17 protein-coding genes are annotated in these 16,853 nt (G+C 66.0%); 7 read left to right on the forward strand and 10 right to left on the reverse strand.

The window, feature by feature from the left end:
- Positions 1 to 53: 53 nt before the first annotated feature.
- The 5 genes from BX604_RS36030 to BX604_RS36050 form a co-directional block, all read right to left on the reverse strand.
- The gene (locus BX604_RS36030) at positions 54 to 1,328 is read right to left on the reverse strand and encodes an NAD(P)/FAD-dependent oxidoreductase (RefSeq protein ID WP_098556429.1); all 1,275 of its coding nucleotides are present in this window, start codon (positions 1,326 to 1,328) and stop codon (positions 54 to 56) included.
- A 61-nt stretch (positions 1,329 to 1,389) separates the two neighbouring features.
- Positions 1,390 to 2,538, reverse strand: coding sequence for a branched-chain amino acid ABC transporter substrate-binding protein (locus BX604_RS36035; RefSeq protein ID WP_098556430.1), 1,149 nt, complete (start codon positions 2,536 to 2,538; stop codon positions 1,390 to 1,392).
- Positions 2,539 to 2,745: 207 nt separating this feature from the next.
- Entirely contained in the window at positions 2,746 to 4,098 is a 1,353-nt protein-coding gene (locus BX604_RS36040; RefSeq protein ID WP_257146503.1) for an MFS transporter, read from the reverse strand.
- A gap of 93 nt (positions 4,099 to 4,191) precedes the next feature.
- Entirely contained in the window at positions 4,192 to 5,217 is a 1,026-nt protein-coding gene (locus BX604_RS36045) for an Ldh family oxidoreductase (protein WP_098556434.1), read from the reverse strand.
- A 531-nt stretch (positions 5,218 to 5,748) separates the two neighbouring features.
- Positions 5,749 to 6,966 (reverse strand): alpha-hydroxy acid oxidase, encoded by a 1,218-nt coding sequence (locus BX604_RS36050; protein WP_098556436.1) that lies wholly within the window; start codon positions 6,964 to 6,966, stop codon positions 5,749 to 5,751.
- Positions 6,967 to 7,069: 103 nt separating this feature from the next.
- On the opposite strand from BX604_RS36050, the gene BX604_RS36055 reads away from it, so the two are divergent.
- The gene (locus BX604_RS36055) at positions 7,070 to 7,957 is read left to right on the forward strand and encodes a LysR family transcriptional regulator (protein WP_098556438.1); all 888 of its coding nucleotides are present in this window, start codon (positions 7,070 to 7,072) and stop codon (positions 7,955 to 7,957) included.
- A 63-nt stretch (positions 7,958 to 8,020) separates the two neighbouring features.
- On the opposite strand, the gene BX604_RS36060 is transcribed toward BX604_RS36055, so the two are convergent.
- A complete protein-coding gene (locus tag BX604_RS36060) occupies positions 8,021 to 9,340 on the reverse strand; it encodes an MFS transporter (RefSeq protein WP_098556440.1) in 1,320 nt (439 codons plus the stop codon).
- Positions 9,341 to 9,739: 399 nt separating this feature from the next.
- Between BX604_RS36060 and BX604_RS36065 the strand changes: the two genes are divergently transcribed.
- From BX604_RS36065 to BX604_RS36075, 3 genes are all read left to right on the forward strand, one after another.
- Complete coding sequence (locus tag BX604_RS36065; RefSeq protein WP_098556596.1) at positions 9,740 to 10,159, forward strand: organic hydroperoxide resistance protein; 420 nt, start codon at positions 9,740 to 9,742, stop codon at positions 10,157 to 10,159.
- A gap of 63 nt (positions 10,160 to 10,222) precedes the next feature.
- A complete protein-coding gene (locus tag BX604_RS36070; RefSeq protein ID WP_098556598.1) occupies positions 10,223 to 10,549 on the forward strand; it encodes a DUF4148 domain-containing protein in 327 nt (108 codons plus the stop codon).
- Positions 10,550 to 10,690: 141 nt separating this feature from the next.
- The gene (locus BX604_RS36075; RefSeq protein ID WP_098556600.1) at positions 10,691 to 11,425 is read left to right on the forward strand and encodes a GNAT family N-acetyltransferase; all 735 of its coding nucleotides are present in this window, start codon (positions 10,691 to 10,693) and stop codon (positions 11,423 to 11,425) included.
- A gap of 114 nt (positions 11,426 to 11,539) precedes the next feature.
- Here the strand turns inward: BX604_RS36075 and BX604_RS36080 are convergent, their stop codons facing one another.
- The 4 genes from BX604_RS36080 to BX604_RS36090 all read right to left on the reverse strand — a co-directional run bounded on the left by BX604_RS36080 (position 11,540) and on the right by BX604_RS36090 (position 13,874).
- The gene (locus tag BX604_RS36080; protein ID WP_098556442.1) at positions 11,540 to 11,995 is read right to left on the reverse strand and encodes a MarR family winged helix-turn-helix transcriptional regulator; all 456 of its coding nucleotides are present in this window, start codon (positions 11,993 to 11,995) and stop codon (positions 11,540 to 11,542) included.
- Positions 11,996 to 12,120: 125 nt separating this feature from the next.
- Complete coding sequence (locus BX604_RS39260; RefSeq protein ID WP_179894948.1) at positions 12,121 to 12,264, reverse strand: hypothetical protein; 144 nt, start codon at positions 12,262 to 12,264, stop codon at positions 12,121 to 12,123.
- Entirely contained in the window at positions 12,261 to 12,632 is a 372-nt protein-coding gene (locus tag BX604_RS36085; RefSeq protein WP_098556444.1) for a GFA family protein, read from the reverse strand. The genes BX604_RS39260 and BX604_RS36085 overlap by 4 nt, the downstream gene beginning before the upstream one ends.
- Positions 12,633 to 12,773: 141 nt before the next feature.
- Positions 12,774 to 13,874, reverse strand: coding sequence for an NAD(P)H-dependent flavin oxidoreductase (locus tag BX604_RS36090; RefSeq protein ID WP_098556446.1), 1,101 nt, complete (start codon positions 13,872 to 13,874; stop codon positions 12,774 to 12,776).
- Positions 13,875 to 14,064: 190 nt separating this feature from the next.
- Between BX604_RS36090 and BX604_RS36095 the strand changes: the two genes are divergently transcribed.
- The 3 genes from BX604_RS36095 to BX604_RS36105 all read left to right on the forward strand — a co-directional run bounded on the left by BX604_RS36095 (position 14,065) and on the right by BX604_RS36105 (position 16,788).
- Complete coding sequence (locus BX604_RS36095) at positions 14,065 to 14,697, forward strand: 5-formyltetrahydrofolate cyclo-ligase (RefSeq protein ID WP_098556448.1); 633 nt, start codon at positions 14,065 to 14,067, stop codon at positions 14,695 to 14,697.
- A 14-nt stretch (positions 14,698 to 14,711) separates the two neighbouring features.
- Positions 14,712 to 15,395 (forward strand): hypothetical protein, encoded by a 684-nt coding sequence (locus tag BX604_RS36100; RefSeq protein WP_098556450.1) that lies wholly within the window; start codon positions 14,712 to 14,714, stop codon positions 15,393 to 15,395.
- A gap of 283 nt (positions 15,396 to 15,678) precedes the next feature.
- On the forward strand, positions 15,679 to 16,788 hold the full coding sequence (locus tag BX604_RS36105; protein ID WP_098556602.1) for a hypothetical protein: 1,110 nt from the start codon (positions 15,679 to 15,681) through the stop codon (positions 16,786 to 16,788).
- The last annotated feature ends 65 nt before the right edge of the window (positions 16,789 to 16,853 follow it).

Here is a 16,853-nt window from a genome sequence, read left to right on the forward strand (position 1 = left end):
AGTGAAAAAAGAGGCGGGAGATCCCGCAAGTCAATCGAGGTCGCGGGGCCTCGTTAATGCCGAAAACGGCTGATCGAGTAAGGCTCGAGGCCGATCCCGGGTGTTCGGTCGGCAAGCAGGTCGGCAACGAGTGCGGCCGTCGTCGCCGATTGCGTCAGGCCAAGATGGCCATGGCCGAACGCGTAGATCACATTCGGTGTGCGCGGCGATCGTCCGATCACCGGCAGCGAATCGGGCGTCGCCGGACGATGCCCCATCCATTTCACGGCGCCGGTGTCGTCGAGGCCCGGCAGGAACTGCTTGCCGAGGGCAAGCAGCGCGTCGCTGCGCTGGTAGTTGGGCGGCGCCTTCAGACCGGCAAACTCCGCCGCGCCACCGATCCGCAAGCCGATGTCGAGCGGCGTCGCGACAAACTTGCGTTCGGCGAAGATCACTTCGCGCGACAGGTCGATGCCGTGCGACGGCAGCGTCGTGTTGTAGCCGCGCTCGCTGTCGAGCAGCACACGGTCGCCAATCGAGCCGGCCAGCCCGGCCGACCATGCGCCCGTCGCGACGACGATGCGACGCCCGCGGATTCGGCCACCGTCCGCGAGGATCGCTGCCGGCGCCAGGTCGTCCGATAGATCCAGTGCGCTGGCCGTGCCTTCGACGAACCGGGCGCCCAGTTGACGAATGCGATTGCGCAGCTGGATCACGACCTGCTGGGGATTGCCGATGTGGGACCAGTCGTCGAGAAACACCCCATGACGGAACACCGGGGCCAGCGATGGTTCACACTCGCGTACCTCGGCGGCCGTCATCGCGCGCCAGCGCACGCCCAGTTCGCGCTTGAAGGCCCATTCGTGCCGGTCGGCGGCGAATGCCGCATCGGTCTCGTAGACGGTCAACGCGCCACGCCGGTAGAAGCTGCGCATCGCGCCGATGTCTTCGAACATCGGAACGATGTCGTCATAGACACGATCGTTCAGCACGGCCAGCGCATACGAGATTTCCTTGAAGCGCTGCTTGTTGCCGGCGCGCCGGAACGCGAGGAACCACGGAAGCGCTTCGGGCAGATGCTTCCAGTCGAGCGATAGCGGCCCGAGCGGATCGAACAGCCACTTGACGGCCTTCATGGTCAGCCCGTTCACGGATATCGGCGTGCTCTCGGTCACGGCAATGCCGCCGGCGTTGCCGTGCGACGTGCGATCCCCTTCGAAATCGCGATCGACGATCGTGACCGCGGCGCCGTCGCGCAGCGCGGCCCATGCGCAGGCGAGCCCCACGATGCCGCCGCCGATGACGACCACGTCGGACGTGGTCCGTGAATGTTGAGCGTGCTGTGTCATGTCCAGTGCGTCGTTCTGTCAGGATGGCGAGCGGCGGACGGCCGCCCGCCCCGGGTTGCGATTACTTGCCGCCGAGCACGGTCACGGGATTCCACTTCCCGCTCTCGCACTTGTAGACGGTGATGATGGCGTCGCGCAGGTCACCGTACTTGTCGTACGCGAAGTGCTCGCTCGTCACGCCCTTCATGTCGGTCTTCGCGAGAACGGGCAGGTACGCCGCTGGATCCGACGAATCGGCCTTTTGCATCGCCCGCATCATGGCCATCGCGCCGTCGTACGTGTACGGCGCATAGGTTGTCGGCTCGATCCCGAACTTCGCCTTGTAGCGCTTCGTGAAGCCGGCTCCGCCCGGCATCTTGTCGAGCGGCAGGCCCGCGAGCGAGACGATCACGCCGTCGGCGGCAGGGCCGGCGATCTTGATGAAGTCCTCGGTCTTCGACATTTCGCCCGATGCGATCGTCGCCTTCATCGCGAGCTGGCGCGCCTGTTTCACGAGCGGCGCGGATTGCGCGTCGGCGCCGGCGTAGTAGATGAAATCGGGATTCTTCGCCTTGATGACGGTGAGGATCGCCTTGAAATCGACGGCCTTGTCCGACGTGAACTGGTGGTCGACGATATTGCCGCCCGCCGCTTTCGCCGCCGTCTCGAACTGCTCCGCCAGGCCTTGGCCGTACGCGGTGCGATCGTCGATGATCGCGATGCGTTTCGCGTGCAGCGTATCGACGACGTACTTGCCCATCACGCTGCCCTGCTGCGTATCCGACGTCATCATCCGGAACGTCGTCTTGAAGCCTTGCCGCGTATAGGCCGGCGCGGTCGCGGTCGAGATCTGCGGGATGCCGGCGCGCGAATAGATCGCCGAAGCCGGAATCGTCACGCCGGAATTGAAATGGCCGAGCATGCCCTTGATGCCGTCGTCGACCAGCTTCTGCGCGACGACGGTGCCCGTCTTGGGGTCGGCCTGGTCGTCGAGCGACTCGAGCACGAATTTCGTTTCCTTGCCGTCGATCTTCGGCTTCGTCGCGTTGAAGTCGTCGATGGCGAGCTGGACGCCCGACTGAAAATCTTTCCCGTACTGCGCCTGCGCGCCCGTCATGGGCGCGGCCAGACCCAGCCTGACCGTCTGCGCGTCGGCAGCATGCGCCGGCGCGCCAACGCCGAGAGCCAGCAGCGCCGAGGCGGCTGCAAAAGTGGTGATGCGGATGTTCATGCCTGTCTCCTTGCTACCCGAAAAACCGCCTCTGTTGCGATCAGACTCAATATATTGGATCCAATATCCATTGTTTGAGCCCATGATGCCGCCCTTCAGCGGGTCTGTCAATCAACTTCCGAAAACGTCGGAACGGCGTCCTGTGCTGCACCCGAACTCTCGGGCGGCCGGCCGCGGTTACCGACAACGCCGCCGGCGATGGGCGCGTTACCGGGGCGAAACCACGGCCTCCGGCGCGGCAGCGTGTCGAGCGACCGAGACGAACGAGATGGCGGCGCAGGCGACGATATAGACCGCGACCGAAACCCAGCTGCCATTCGACGCGCGCAGCAGCCACGTCGCGATGAGCGGCGCCGTGCCGCCGGCCACTGCCGCACCAATCTGCGAACCCAGCGTGATCCCGGTGAAGCGCACTTCGGTCGTGAAGATCCTGGCCATGATCGTGCCCAGCGTCGCGACGATCGGCGCCCAGATGACGCCCACCGAAACGACCGTGGCGAGCGTAATCGCCCACGGGCGGCCGATGTCGAGCAGCATGAAATAGGGACCGGCGAACGCGGCCATCAAAACGGCGCCGCCGAGGTAGACGATCCGGCTGCCGACGCGGTCGGCCAGCCACCCCATGAACGGGACGGCGATGCACGTCACGACGGCCGCGAGCGTGATGGCGTTCAGGACCGTCACGCGGTTGTACGTCAGCGTGCCCGTTGCATAGCTGACGACGAAGGTCGTGAACACGTAGAACGGCGCCGTTTCGACGATCTTCGCACCGGTGGCCACCAGCACCCCTCGCCAGTGATGGCGGAGTGTTTCCACGATCGGTGCGCGCTCGACCCGGCCGCGTTTCTTCGCCTCGGAAAACTCCGGCGTTTCGCCGATGCCGCGCCGGATCCACAGCCCCAGGAACACCAGCGCGGCGCTGAGGACGAACGGCACACGCCAGCCCCACGACAGGAAATCCTGGTCCGGCAGCAGGCTCATCAGCGTCATCGCGAGCGTCGCGAGCAGCATGCCAAGCGGCACGCCGAGCTGCGGGACGCACGCGTAAAGGGCCTTTCGATGCCTGGGCGCGTACTCGTAAGCCAGCAGCAGCGCTCCGCCCCATTCGCCGGAAATGCCGATGCCCTGGATGATGCGCAACAGGACGAGCAGGACCGGCGCCCATGCGCCGATCATGCCGTAGGTGGGCAGGCAGCCGATCAACACGGTCGCACTGCCCATCATCGACAGCGTCAGTACCAGGGTCTTCTTGCGGCCGATCCTGTCACCGATGTGCGACAGCACCACCCCGCCGATCGGCCTCACGAAGAACGTCAACGAGAACGAGAGATACGACAGCAGCAGCCCGACGATCGGGTCGAAGTTCGGAAAGAACAGCTTGTTGAACACCAGTGCTGCAACCGTTCCGTACAGGAAATAGTCGAACCACTCGATAGCGCTGCCAGCCAGGCTGGCAGCAAGAACACGGACATGCAGAGCGCTGGGCGGCGTCGGTTTTGATTCCACGGTCCCCTCCTTTGAAATTACATCCAATATTTTGGATCCAATATATTTTGTCAAGCGCTACCCGGAATCCGGTGGCGGGTGTCCAGCCGCGAACCGGGGCGGCTTGCCGCCGACGGGATCCGGCGATGGCCGGCCGGGTAGCCGGTATCAGCCGGGAATCAGCGCGAGCACATCCGCATGGAGTTGCGCGGGCACATGGACGCCGTGTGCCTCGCTTCGCGCCCGCGCATCGAAGCGGCGCTGGGAAGGCAGACGCGCGCCCTGGCCGACGATCGCATCGAACATCTGTTCCGCGTAGCGCTCGCCTTGCGCGCGCCGGTCGCCACCGAAAATCCCGGGATCGAAGGCCAGAACGAGCTCGCCATGACAGGGTGTCGCCCCCACGCCCTCGTCGAATTGTTGCGACGCCAGGCTCGTCAGGTCACCCAGCAGCGGACCGGCGAGCAACTCGACCATGGCGGACAGCGCGGAACCCTTGTGACCGCCGAACGTGAGCATTGCGCCTTTCAGTGCCGCGGCCGGATCGGTCGTCGGCTGCCCTTCGTCGTCGAGCGCCCAGCCTGGCGGCAGCGGTTTTCCTGCGCGGCGATGCAACTCGATGTCGCCGCGGGCGATGGCACTCGTCGCGAAGTCGAAAACGAACGGGAATGCGCCCGGCCGCGGCCACGCGAACGCAATCGGGTTGGTGCCGAACACGGGTTTCGTGCCGCCTGCCGGCGCGACCCAACTGTGACTCGGCGTCACGGCCAGTGCGGCGAGGCCTTCTGCTGCAAGGGCTTCGACCTCGGGCCACAACGCGGAGAAGTGGAAGCAGTTGTTGATCACGAGCGCCGCGATTCCACTCACCCTCGCCTTCTCGACGAGGATCTTGCTGCCCAATTCAAACGCGAGTTGCGAGTATCCGAATCCCGCGTCGACGCGGACGATCGCCGGCGTCGGTTCGCTGATCCTGGGGACTGCATCACCGACCAGCTTGCCCTCGCGCAGGGACCGGACACACACGAGCAGCCGGTAGATGCCGTGCGAGTGGCATTCGTCCCGCTGGCCGGCAGTGATCACGCGGGCGATGGCGCGCGCATGCTCGTCAGCCATGCCGTTTGACGTCAGAACGCGGAAAGCCAGGTCGTAGACCTGATTCAGGGACAGGTTTACATCGGTCACGGGAGTCCTCATGGAGTTATTGGATCCAATATCCATGATGTGAGGATAGAGTGAGCCGCGAGCTGCCGTCAATCGGTTCGCGCCGTAGTCCGGACCGATGAGCCGACTATGGTGGGCCATGCATCTTTGCCGCGGACTTCATGCCAACGACGATCGTCGAAGACTCGATTTCCGCGGGAAATGTGGGCGCATACCTGGCTGGGCCTGCCCGGATCGACGGTCACGACCGCAGCAATCCGACTCCGCTGCCGCCTTGCGCGCTGCGGGTTTCGGCCGCGGATACACCTGTACGGCAAGCATCGCGCTCCTTCAACGAAGCCAGGCACGAGTGTCGCGTTGCATGGTCTGGCCGCGCCCCGAATGCCCGAAATGACACGCGAAGGGCATCCGTGCAGCGATCTCCCTGCCCTGATGCCGATCGCCCTTCATTCTGCGATGCACGTCGAAATGAACTCAGCCGCGTTTTCGCAAGCGAGAGTTGCGATATGAAATAGCGCTATTGTGATAAGAAAAGTTATCCAGATAGATGTGGTATTTTTCGAATCACGCTTTCCAGATCAACACATCCTGCGTCACACGGCTGCATTGATCGACGCCCAGCATCGCCATGTTCCGGTCCACTTCGTCGCGCAACAGGCCGATCGCGTGCAGCACGCCCGCTTCGCCGGCCACCGCCGCCGCGTAATTGAACGGCCGCCCGACGAACACCATGCGCGCGCCCATGGCCACCGCCTTCAGCACGTCCGATCCGCGCCGGAAGCCGCTGTCGATCATCACCGGATAATCGGCGCCGAGCGCGCGGACCACGTCGGGCAGGATTCGCATCGGCGACACCGCGCCGTCCAGCTGGCGACCGCCATGGTTGGACAGGATGATTCCGTCCGCGCCCGCGTCGCGCGCGATGACGGCGTCTTCCACGCTGAGGATGCCCTTGATCACCAGTTCGCCCTTCCACTCCTGCCGGATCCGCGCCAGGTGCCCCCAATCGAGATGGTCGCGCGCGGAGAAATCGCGCAGCACCGACGACGACACAATCGGCGCGCCGCGTGTCGCGAAGGAGTTTTCGAAATGCGGCATGCCGTGCGCGAGAAGCGTCCGCGCGAAGGTGCCCGCGAGCCAGCGCGGGTGCGTGATGCCGTCCCAGAACAGCCGCGGGCCGGGGCGCAGCGGCGTACTGAAGCCGGTGCGCACGTTGTTCTCGCGATTGGCGGACACGGGGATGTCGACCGTGATCACCAGCGTCCGGTAGCCGGCGCGCGCGACGCGTTCGAGCAACGCGGTGATGCGCTCGGTATCGCCGGGCAGGTACGCCTGGAACCAGGTGCCCGGCGCGGCGGCCGCGACCTCCTCCAGCGGGATGAGCGACGAGCCGCTCATGATCGACGCGATGCCCGCGCGTTGCGCGGCGCGCGCAAGCACGATGTCGCCGCGATAGGCCGACAGCGCGTGGATACCCATCGGCGCGATGCCGAATGGCGATGCATAGCGCCGCCCGAACAGCTCGACCGCCTGCTGCCGTTGCGACACGTTGCGCAGCACGCGCGTTGCAAACCCGTACTCGTCGAACACGGCGCGGTTGTCGTCACGCGTGCGGTTGTCTTCCGCCGCGCCGCTGACATAGCCGAAGATCGGGCGCGGCAGCACGCGCCGCGCCGCGGCCTCGAAATCGTGAAGACTCAGCATGTTGCGCAGCACGCGCGGCGGACGCGTATCGGCCTGCGGGCGGCTTGCTGCGGAAAGGGAGGATGCGGACGGGGTCATTTCGGCGGCCTGTTGTCGAATCGATGCGGGAATTTTAGGTACGCGCGAGGTTCATAAAAAGCGATAATCTTCCAATGAATTTGTTCGATAAAAGCGAAAGACAATGGCGACCCCGACTCTCAAGCAACTCGATGCGTTCTACTGGGCGGCGACGTGCGCCAACTTCTCGACCGCGGCGCAACGACTGCATCTGTCGGTGTCGTCGTTGTCCAAGCGCATCAACGAGCTGGAACAGGTCGTCGAGCGCACGCTGTTCGACCGGAGCGGCCATCGGGCCGTGCTGACCGACGACGGCGAGGCGTTGTTGCCGGCCGTGGTGCGCGTGCTGGAATCTGTCGCTGCGCTGCAGGACTCGGTGGCGCGGGACGAAGGATTGAGCGGCCGGCTGCGCTTCGGGGTCGGCGAGCTGTCGGCGTTGACGTGGCTGCCGCGTTTCGTGGCGGCCGTCCAGAAGCAGCATCCGAAGCTGGCGCTGGAGCCGTATGTCGACGTGGGGGCGGCGCTCGAAGAGAAAGTCGATGCGGGCGAGCTGGACTTCGCGGTCATCGCGGGCCGTTCGTCGCGCGCCAGCGTGCTGTCGCAGCCGGTCGCGGAAGCGCGGTTCGCGTGGATGGCGGCCGACGCGCTGGTCGGCCGCGAGCGCGTGCTGACGCCGGCGCTGATCGCCAGCCATGCGCTGGTGCTGCTGCCGTCCGGCTCGGGCGTGACGCGCATTCTCGACGACTGGCTGCTGGCGTGCGGCATCAATCACGCTCGCAGGATCGCGTGCAACAACTGGAGTGCGGTGGCCGGCATGTTGCGCGAAGGCGTCGGCATCGGCTTCCTGCCGGTCGACTGGGCGCGTGCGCGGCTGGGCGGCGATCTCGTGGAGCTGGCGAGCGAGCCGCCGCTGGCGCCGCTTCCGTATGCGTTCCAGTGGCGTCGCGGCGACGTGCGCGGGCTGATTCCGTCGATGCTGTCGCTGGTGCGGCAGTACGCGGATTTCCGCTGACAGGTAACAGGTACCGGGCCGCCCGGCGTGACGCGCGGGCGGCCCGGTCGATGCGTGCGCTCGTCACGCTTCGTCGATACGCGACACGCGCTTGGGATCGGGCATCCACAGATAGCACAGCAGCGAGACGAGCACGCAGGCCGACACGTAATAGAAGAACCACGCTTCGTGTCCGATGCTCTTCATCCACAGCGCGACGTATTCGGCGGTTCCGCCGAACAGCGACACCGTGATCGCATACGGCAACCCCACGCCCAGTGCGCGCACGCCGACCGGGAACAGTTCGGCCTTCGCCACCGCGCTGACCGACGAATACAGGCTGACGATCAGGAGTGCGACGATGATCAGCGCGAGTGCGCCGCCGGTCGTCTGAACGTTGCTGAGCGCCCGGAAAATCGGCACGGTGCAGAGCGTGCCGAGTACGCCGAACGCGATGAGCAGCGGGCGGCGGCCGATGCGATCGGACAGGCTGCCGAAGATCGGCTGCATCACGACGAACGCCAGCAGGCTGAGCACGGAAACCATGGATGCGTTGGCCTTGCTCATCCCCGCGCTGTTGACGAGGAATTTCTGCATGTACGTGGTGTACGCATAAAACGCGACGGTGCCGCCGAGCGTCAGGCCGGCCACGATCAGGCATTCGCGCTTGTGGCGAAACAGGTCCGCGATCGACGCGTGGCGACGCTTGCTCCGGCGATGCTGCTCGAACGACGCGGTTTCCTCCATGTTGCTGCGCAGGAAGATCGCGCTGCAGGCGAGCAGCGATCCGAGCAGGAACGGGATGCGCCAGCCCCAGCTTTCGAGTTGCGTGGTGGTCAGGAAAAACTGCTGCAGCACCACCAGCACGCCCATCGCGAGCAACTGGCCGAGCGACAGCGTCGCGAACAGGAAGCTCGAATAGAAGCCGCGGCTGGACGGATCGGCCATCTCGCTCAGGTACGTCGCCGAACTGGCGTATTCGCCGCCAAGGCTCAACCCTTGCAGCAGGCGCGCCAGGACCAGCAGCACGGGCGCGGCGATGCCGATGGTCGCGTAGCCGGGCGTCAGGCCGATGATCAGCGAGCCGGCGCACATGGCCAGCACCGACACGAGCAGCGCGGCCTTGCGCCCTTTGCGATCCGCGTACATGCCGACGAGCCAGCCGCCGATCGGACGCATGATGAAACCGACGGCAAAGATCGCCGCCGTATTCAGCAACTGCACGGTCAGGTTGCCGTTCGGAAAGAACGCCTTCGCGAAGTACAGCGAAAACGCCGAATAGACGTACCAGTCGTAATACTCGATGAGGTTGCCTACCGATCCGCTGAAGATGGATCGCAGGTTCGCGAGGGTTCCGGTCCGCCGGGAATCCGTGGCGGTTGCAACAGGGCTGACGCGCGACACGTGAGGTCTCCGTTTCGATTGTGCTCGTTGTCCGGGCAAGCGCGGGCCGTGGGCGCCCCGCCTTGCGATCGGGTGCGGCAAGGTTAGAAGAGACGTTGCTTTGTAGAAAGCGAAATAATGACAATGAGTTTGTTCGCTTTATGGAAAATCCGGCCGGGTGAATCTCCCTCCCCCCTGCTTGCCCGGAATCGGTCATCTTTCCGCGCCCCCGATTATCAGGGTTCGATCGTCGAGAAGCCTTGTCGTAAAAGGCGTGACGCATTTCAGATACATTGAAATACAAAATATCGCATGCGATTTAATCGAATGAGATTGACTCGGCGAGGCGTCTCGACCAAACTGCATCGCATGCGATCGAATCGCATCTGATGAAAACCTTCAAACCTGGTGGAGTGAATGATGAGCAAGATCGAAAAAGTGCTGTACACGGGCAAGACGCATACGACTTCCGGCGGCCGCGACGGCGTCGCACGCAGTTCCGACGGCCGCCTCGACATCCAGCTGTCGTCGCCGGGCAGCGCGGGCACCGGCACCAATCCGGAACAACTGTTCGCAGCCGGCTGGTCGGCCTGCTTCATCGGCGCGATGCAGCTTGCGGCGCGCGCGGCGAAGGTGGCGCTGCCGGCCGATCTCGCGGTCGATGCCGAAGTGGACCTTGGCACGGGCGGCAATGCGTACTTCCTGCAGGCGCGCCTGAACGTGAGCGCGCCGGGGCTCGACCGTGACGTCGTGCAGCACATCGTCGATACCGCGCATCAGACCTGCCCGTATTCGAAGGCGACGCGCGGCAACATCGACGTCGAGATCCACATCGCCTGAACGCGTCATCGGGCGGAGCGCCGCCCTCGCACCTGTCCTTCCATTTTCTTGTCGAGGTAAATGATGAAAACCCAACTGATCGCTGCCCTGCTCGTCGCCGTGTCCGCTGCCGTGGCTGCGCCAGCCTTTGCCAATGATGCCGGCGTGACGCGTGCACACGTGCGCGCCGAACTCGCGCAGCTCGAGGCGGCCGGCTATGCGCCGGGCCGCGCGAACGATCCGCACTATCCGGACGACCTGCAGGCCGCGCTGGCCCATATCCATGCGAACGACACCGTGACGGCCGAGATGGCGACGTCCGGTTACGGCAACGACGCCGCCCCCGTCATGCAATCGGGCAGCCGCGTGACGACGCGCATCGCCGAGCGTTCGATCTATTTCGGCCATTGAGCGTCGCGCCGCAACCGGCGGTAACGTCCATCAAATAAAGCGCATGCGATGTAATCGCGTGCGCTTTTTGTTGGGGTGCTGCCGGCGCAGACGATCCCGTCTATGCTGTGCGACGAACAGCCTTCACTCGAGGAACCGGCGATGCTGGAAGCAACGACAGGATCTGCAGCCAACACGCTGCACCCGCTCGACAACGCGGTATGGAACGCACTCGCCGGCGAACAGCGCCGTTTCGCGCTGGGCGACGATCGCGCGCGGCGGTTTCCGCCGACGGTCGCGCCGTTTGCCGGCATGGCCGACCGTAGCGCGGCCGCCTTCGACGCATTGCGTGGCCTGATCGACGCGCACGGGCCTGCCGCGCTGGTCACGCCGGACGAAATCCCGACGCCGGCTGGCTTTTCCGTGGTCTGGCGCGCGGTGCTGCATCAGATGGTCTGGCAAGGTGCGTTCGATGACGCGCATCCCTTTGAGCATGTCCCGCTGTCCGAAGCCGACGTGCCGGAGATGCTCGAACTGATCGCGGCGACGGAGCCGGGCCCGTTCGGCCCGCGCACGATCGAATTCGGCGGCTATATCGGGGTCCGCAGGGAGGGCCGGCTCGTGGCGATGAGCGGTCAGCGGCTGAGGGCCGGCGGGCACGTGGAGATCAGCGCGGTGTGCGTGGATCCCGCATTCCGCGGCCAGGGGCTCGCGGCGGGACTGATTCGGTCGTCGATCGCAACCCTGCGCGCACGCGGGGAAACGCCGTTTCTGCACGTGCTCTCGTCGAATCGCGTCGCGATCGAACGCTATCTGGCACTCGGCTTCGTCACGCGCCGCGACATGCATCTGCTGGTGCTGGGAAGCGCGGCGAGTGAATCGGAAGAGCGTTCGTAATCGGCGGCGCACCACGTCGGCCCGGGCGAGCCGACAGGCGCGGAAAATCGCGGAAAAGACCATGGCCGGCGAAAGCCGCTGCGCCGGCCGGATATCGAATCTGCGTCCAGTCGCCTATTCGTTGACCGAGTCGATCAGATTGCCGCGCAGCGTGACGATCGCCTTCTGCATCTTCGCGAATTCATCCGGTTTCAGGCCGGTCGCTTCGATCAGGTTCATGTCGAGCCCTTTCTCGCGCACGCGGCGGCCGCTTTTCGTCAGGCTCACGAGCACCTGGCGCTCGTCCGACGGATCGCGATGCCGCTCCAGATAGCCCATCGCCTCGAGCTTCTTCAGGATCGGCGTCAGCGTGTTCGATTCGAGGAACAGCTTTTCGCCGAGTTGCCCGACGGTCTGATTGCCCTCTTCCCACAGCGCAATGATCGTGATGTATTGCGTGTACGTGAGGCCGAGTTCTTCGAGGATCGGTTTGTACGCCTTGCCGAACGCAAGGTTCGTCGAATAGATCGCAAAACACAGAAACTCGGACAGCTTCGGCGTGGCAGGCGATTGTGCTTCGGTCGGTTTCATGAACGTCCTCCAGCGACACGCGATCGGCCGCAGATGAACGCATTATATATCGCATGCGATCTTATCGGGAGCATGATTATCGCTTCCGATCAAGAGCATGCGTGAGCCCGAGCGCCCGTGCGGGGTCAGTTTCGCGCGCGGTGGCCCGGCCCGCGACGCGCGCCGGTCCGCTGCCGGCTGACCGACAGCAGCGAGCACTGCACCGGATGCGCGATTTCGGTCGCGAGCCCGCCCGCGGCGAACAGCAGGATCATCAGCCAGCGTTTCATGCGTCCTCCACGACGGAAAGGCTCGCGCCGTCGGCGACCGATGCGTCGAGCGCATACGGATCGACACCGTCGAGGCAGCCGAGATTGACGCGCCAGCATCCGGGGTCCTTGCGCGTCTGGTGGAACGGATAGACGCCGCAATGGCTGCAGAAATAGTGACGGGCCGTGTGCGTGTTGAAGCGATAGAGCGTGAGCGCGCCCTCGCCCGCGACGATTTTCAGGTCGCTCGCGGGGAACATCGGGCTCATCAGCGCACCGCGGCGGCGGCAGAGGCTGCAGTTGCAGCGAGCCGCCGGCGCGAGCGCGGTGCGGACTTCGAATCGGACGGCCCCGCAATGGCAGGACCCGTTGAACCACGTGGCAGACATGAGGTGCTCCTCGAGAGGTCATGCCTGCGTTATAGCGGACGCGTGTCGATGCGTTGTATCGCTCTGTATCCGCACGGCGCGCAGATACAGAGCATTGCAATTGTGCGGCGCCGGATGCGTGTCGCCGCGGATGCCGGGAAATCAGTCCAGCACGTGCTGCAACCGCGCGATGGCCTCACGGGTTTCGCGCTCGAGCGTCGCGAACAGTTCCGCGGCCGGCAACGACCGGACGAGCGGCGTGGCCTGCCCGGCCCATTGCGCGCCGTAGCCGAACTCGCCTTTCGCCTTCGCGGCCGCATGCAGCGCCTTGCCCGCGTCGTAGGCGATCGGATAGGCCGGCGTGGCGGGTGCATGCGGATCGTCGCCGAGCGCGGTCAGCCGGTTCGCGATGCCGCGCGCGATGCGGCCGGAAATCGCGGTCGTGAACGTCGTGCGCCGTGCGGCATCGCCGAGGATCGCGCGACGATAGCCGTCGTCGATCGACGTCTCCGGGCACGCGACGAAGGCCGTGCCGAGCTGCGCGGCCTGCGCGCCGAGCGCGAGCGCGGCGGCAACGCCGTCGCCGTCCATGATGCCGCCTGCCGCGATCACCGGCAGCGCGCATTCGCGCACGATCAGGCGCGTCAGCGCGAACGTGCCGAGCCGGTCGTCGTGAGCGGTCGAGTCGAACACGCCGCGGTGCCCGCCGGCCTCGATGCCCTGCGCGACGATCGCGTCGATGCCGGCCGCGGCAATCTGCCGGGCTTCGTCGAGATTCGTCGCGGCCGCGAACAGCGTGATGCCCGCGCGCTTCAACGTGGCGATCGCCTCGTCGGACGGCAGCCCGAAATGGAAGCTGACGACGGCGGGCTTTTCATCGAGCAGCATCGCGAGCATCGCGTCGTCCGCGACGAAGCTCGTGTAGATCTCCGACAGCGACGCGGGCGGCGTCGCACCCTGTGCGCGAAACGCCGGCGCGAGCCAGTCGAGCCACGCGCGTTCGACGGCAGCGTCGGCGACGGCCGGCTGGTGGCAGAACAGGTTGAGGTTGAACGGCCGGTCGGTGAGCGCGCGCGTGTCGCGGATCATCTTGCGCGCACCGTCGGCGTTCGTTGCGCCGACGCCGAGCGAGCCGAGGCCGCCCGCGTTCGACACGGCCGCCGCCAGCGCCGGTGTGCTGACGCCGGCCATCGGCGCCTGGATGATCGGGACGCGGATGCCGAGCGTGCGCAACAGGGTCCGGTTGTCGGTCGGGTGATTCATCGTCGGTTGCCTCCTGTGGGCTGCAGAAGCACGCACCTGCCGCGACGGCGGCCGGTATCGCGCTTCCGGTTTCCTCATAGAATAGCGGACCGGGAAACCGCATCCAAGGCCGTCAGCGCGCAGCGTTCACCGAACGCAGCGCCCGACATCAAGCGGTTTCACGGCATAACGAACAATACGAAGACAACTCATGAAAAGAAGAACATTTCTCGTGCTGCCTGCCGTGGCAGCGTCCGGTGTGCTCGCCGGTTGCACCCACTTCGGCCCCGTTACCAATCACGTGATGAAGGATCCGGAATACCGGGAAACGCTTTCGGCGTTCCTGATCAGCGCGGACGGGAAGAAACTCGTCGTGCTCGGCACGCGGTATCACTACATTTTCGATGTGCCGCCGGCGCTCGCCGTCAACCTCACGGCGCCCTATCGTCCCAAGCTGTATACCGATTTCGACGATTTCGAGACGCACGGCGACAAGATCACCGGGCGTTACGTGTTACAGCTCGCGCGCGAGGATGCGCCGGCCGGCTCCGAACTCCGCGCGCGTGCGCTCGCCGACGGCTTCAAGGACCAGGGCTACAAGCTGACGGAAAGCGGCACGATCAGCGGCAAGCGTTACCAGCCGAACGACGTCACGCCGTCGTCGATCCCGCAGGCGTTCAATCACGCCTACGACGTCAAGGTGATCGAGCGGCCGTCGGTGCTCGGCCAGGGCGCGAAGCTCGCGCTGTCGCCGATCACGATGGCGGCCGATGGTGCGATCGGCCTCCTCGGCCTGGCCCTGTTCCCGATCGCGCTCACCGCATTCGTCATCGCCGCGCATTGAAACCGGAATCGACCATGAACATGCTCCCCCGCAAGATGTTCCGGATCGGCTGCGTGGCCGGTTGCCTGATATTCGCGCAACACGCCGTCGCGGAAGACGACTGGGACGCCGCGCGTCATGTCCGTGCCGACTGGGTGTTCGCGTCGATCAAGGAAAGCGACGTGCGGCCGACGCTCGAGCGCACCCTGAAGGACCAGGCGCGCTGGGCCGAGCTGCCCGGTCACGCGCCCGACGCGGCTGAATTCCGCTGCACGAAGCTCGCGTTGCCGCCGCCGTCGGCCGACGCGCAGGCCGCGTTCGACGCGGCGCCGTCGCCGCGCGGCCGCGATGCCGACAAGGCATACGCGAAGGCCGCGTCGCTCGGTTCCTGGCGCGCGGCCGCGCGTCTGGTGAACAGTTCGCTGGAGGACGAGGACTGGGAAGGCGCGCAGCCGGCGATCGCGTGGCTGCTCGTGCATCATGTGCCGGCCGGATACAACAAGCTCGCGGACGTGCTGCAGGCGATGTCGGGCTACGACGGCGAGACGCCCGGCGAGCGCATGCGCGGCATGATCGCGTCGCTGCGCTGGCGCGCGGCGCGCGAGGGCGACCCCGTCGCGCAGATGGAGATGGCCGACCTGTTCGAGAAGCTGGGCAAGACGGACGTCGTCGCCGCGTTGCGCACGTGTGCGACGCAGCAGAATCCGGAACTGAAATGATGTGCGGGCCGGTGCGTTCGTCGCATGTCCGCATGCAACGCACCGGCCGGTCCGATATCGGCTTCGTCGGCCGCGCATGCGGTATGCGCGGCTCGCGCAGGTCGTTGGCATGTCGACACAGTCGGTCGCGCGACCGACTGCCGTTGTCGCGCGTGTCGGTGTTGCCGGTAGCGGAAAGACCGACGAGCCATCCATCGTATTCGCACCGCGATACCTGCTCCGCCCGGTCGCGGCGCTTCGCTTCGTGGAATACTGGCGCCACGCGTCTCTCCGGAACCCCGAGATGAGCGAAATGCCCGCCGTATCCTCGCCCTTCTTCCTTGCGCGCCGTGTGCTCGCATGCGCCGCGGCGCTGCTGTGCGCCGGGCCGGCGATCGCCGCTTCGCCGGTGCGCGACGCTCACGCGACACAACACATCCTGTTCGTCGGCGACAGCCTCACGCATGGCCGCTACACGCCCGTGCGTTCGTACGGCGCGATGCGTCCCGGCGACCAGGCGGCCGGTGGCGACGCGTCGGTCGTCGACGAAAACGACGGGCAGACCGGTGCACGCGCGGAACGCGAACCGGGCCCGTGGGGCGGCATTCCGGGCATCGTCGCACGCTTCGCGCGCGAAGCCGGGCTCGACTATGACGTTCATCTCGAGGCGATGTCGGCGACGAGCCTCGCGAAACACGATCGCGTCGCATCGGACGTGATCGATCGCCCCGCCTGGGATGCGGTCGTGCTGCAGGAACTGAGTACGAAGCCGCTGCCGTTCGCGCTCACGCACAGCCGCGCCAGCGATCCGGCCGGCTTCTGCGCAAGCGTCGCGAAGCTGGCGCGCGGCATTCGGGCGGCGGCGCCGCATGCACGCGTGTACCTGTACGAAACCTGGCCGCGCGCCGATCTCGCGAAAACGCTCGCCGGCGATCCGGACAGCGGCGGCTTTCACGCACGCTACGTCGAGCGTCTCGCCGCGATCGTCGCCGCGTATCGCGATGCGTACGAAGGCGCACGCCGGACCGACCCGTCGATCGTCGCCGTCGCACCGGTCGGACGCGCGTGGCAGCGTGCGTGGGCGACGGGTGTCGCCGCCGCCGATCCGTATGCGCCGTCGGGTGCGCCGCTGCTGTGGTACGGCATCCGCGCGCAGAACGACCCGCCGATCTCGCGGCCCGACTACCTGCATCCGGGCGTGCTCGGCGCGTATCTGAGCGCGCTCGTGCTGTTCCAGCAGATCAGCGGGGTCGACGTTCGCACGTTGGGGCCGCGCGAACAAGCGGCCGCGCAACTCGGCATCGCGCCGGACATGGCGGCAAGCCTGCAGGCCATCGCGTCGGAGACGGTGCGGCATGACCAGGCGGACGCAAAGGCGGCAGCCGAACACGCGGATCCGTGCGCATCGCCGTGAACCCGGACGGCGCACGCCATTCGCTGCACGTCCTTCGCTAACGAGCAGACAAATACGCGAGGCGA

Source organism: Burkholderia sp. JKS000303 (assembly GCF_002563755.1).
Classification (GTDB): Bacteria; Pseudomonadota; Gammaproteobacteria; order Burkholderiales; family Burkholderiaceae; genus Burkholderia; species Burkholderia anthina_B.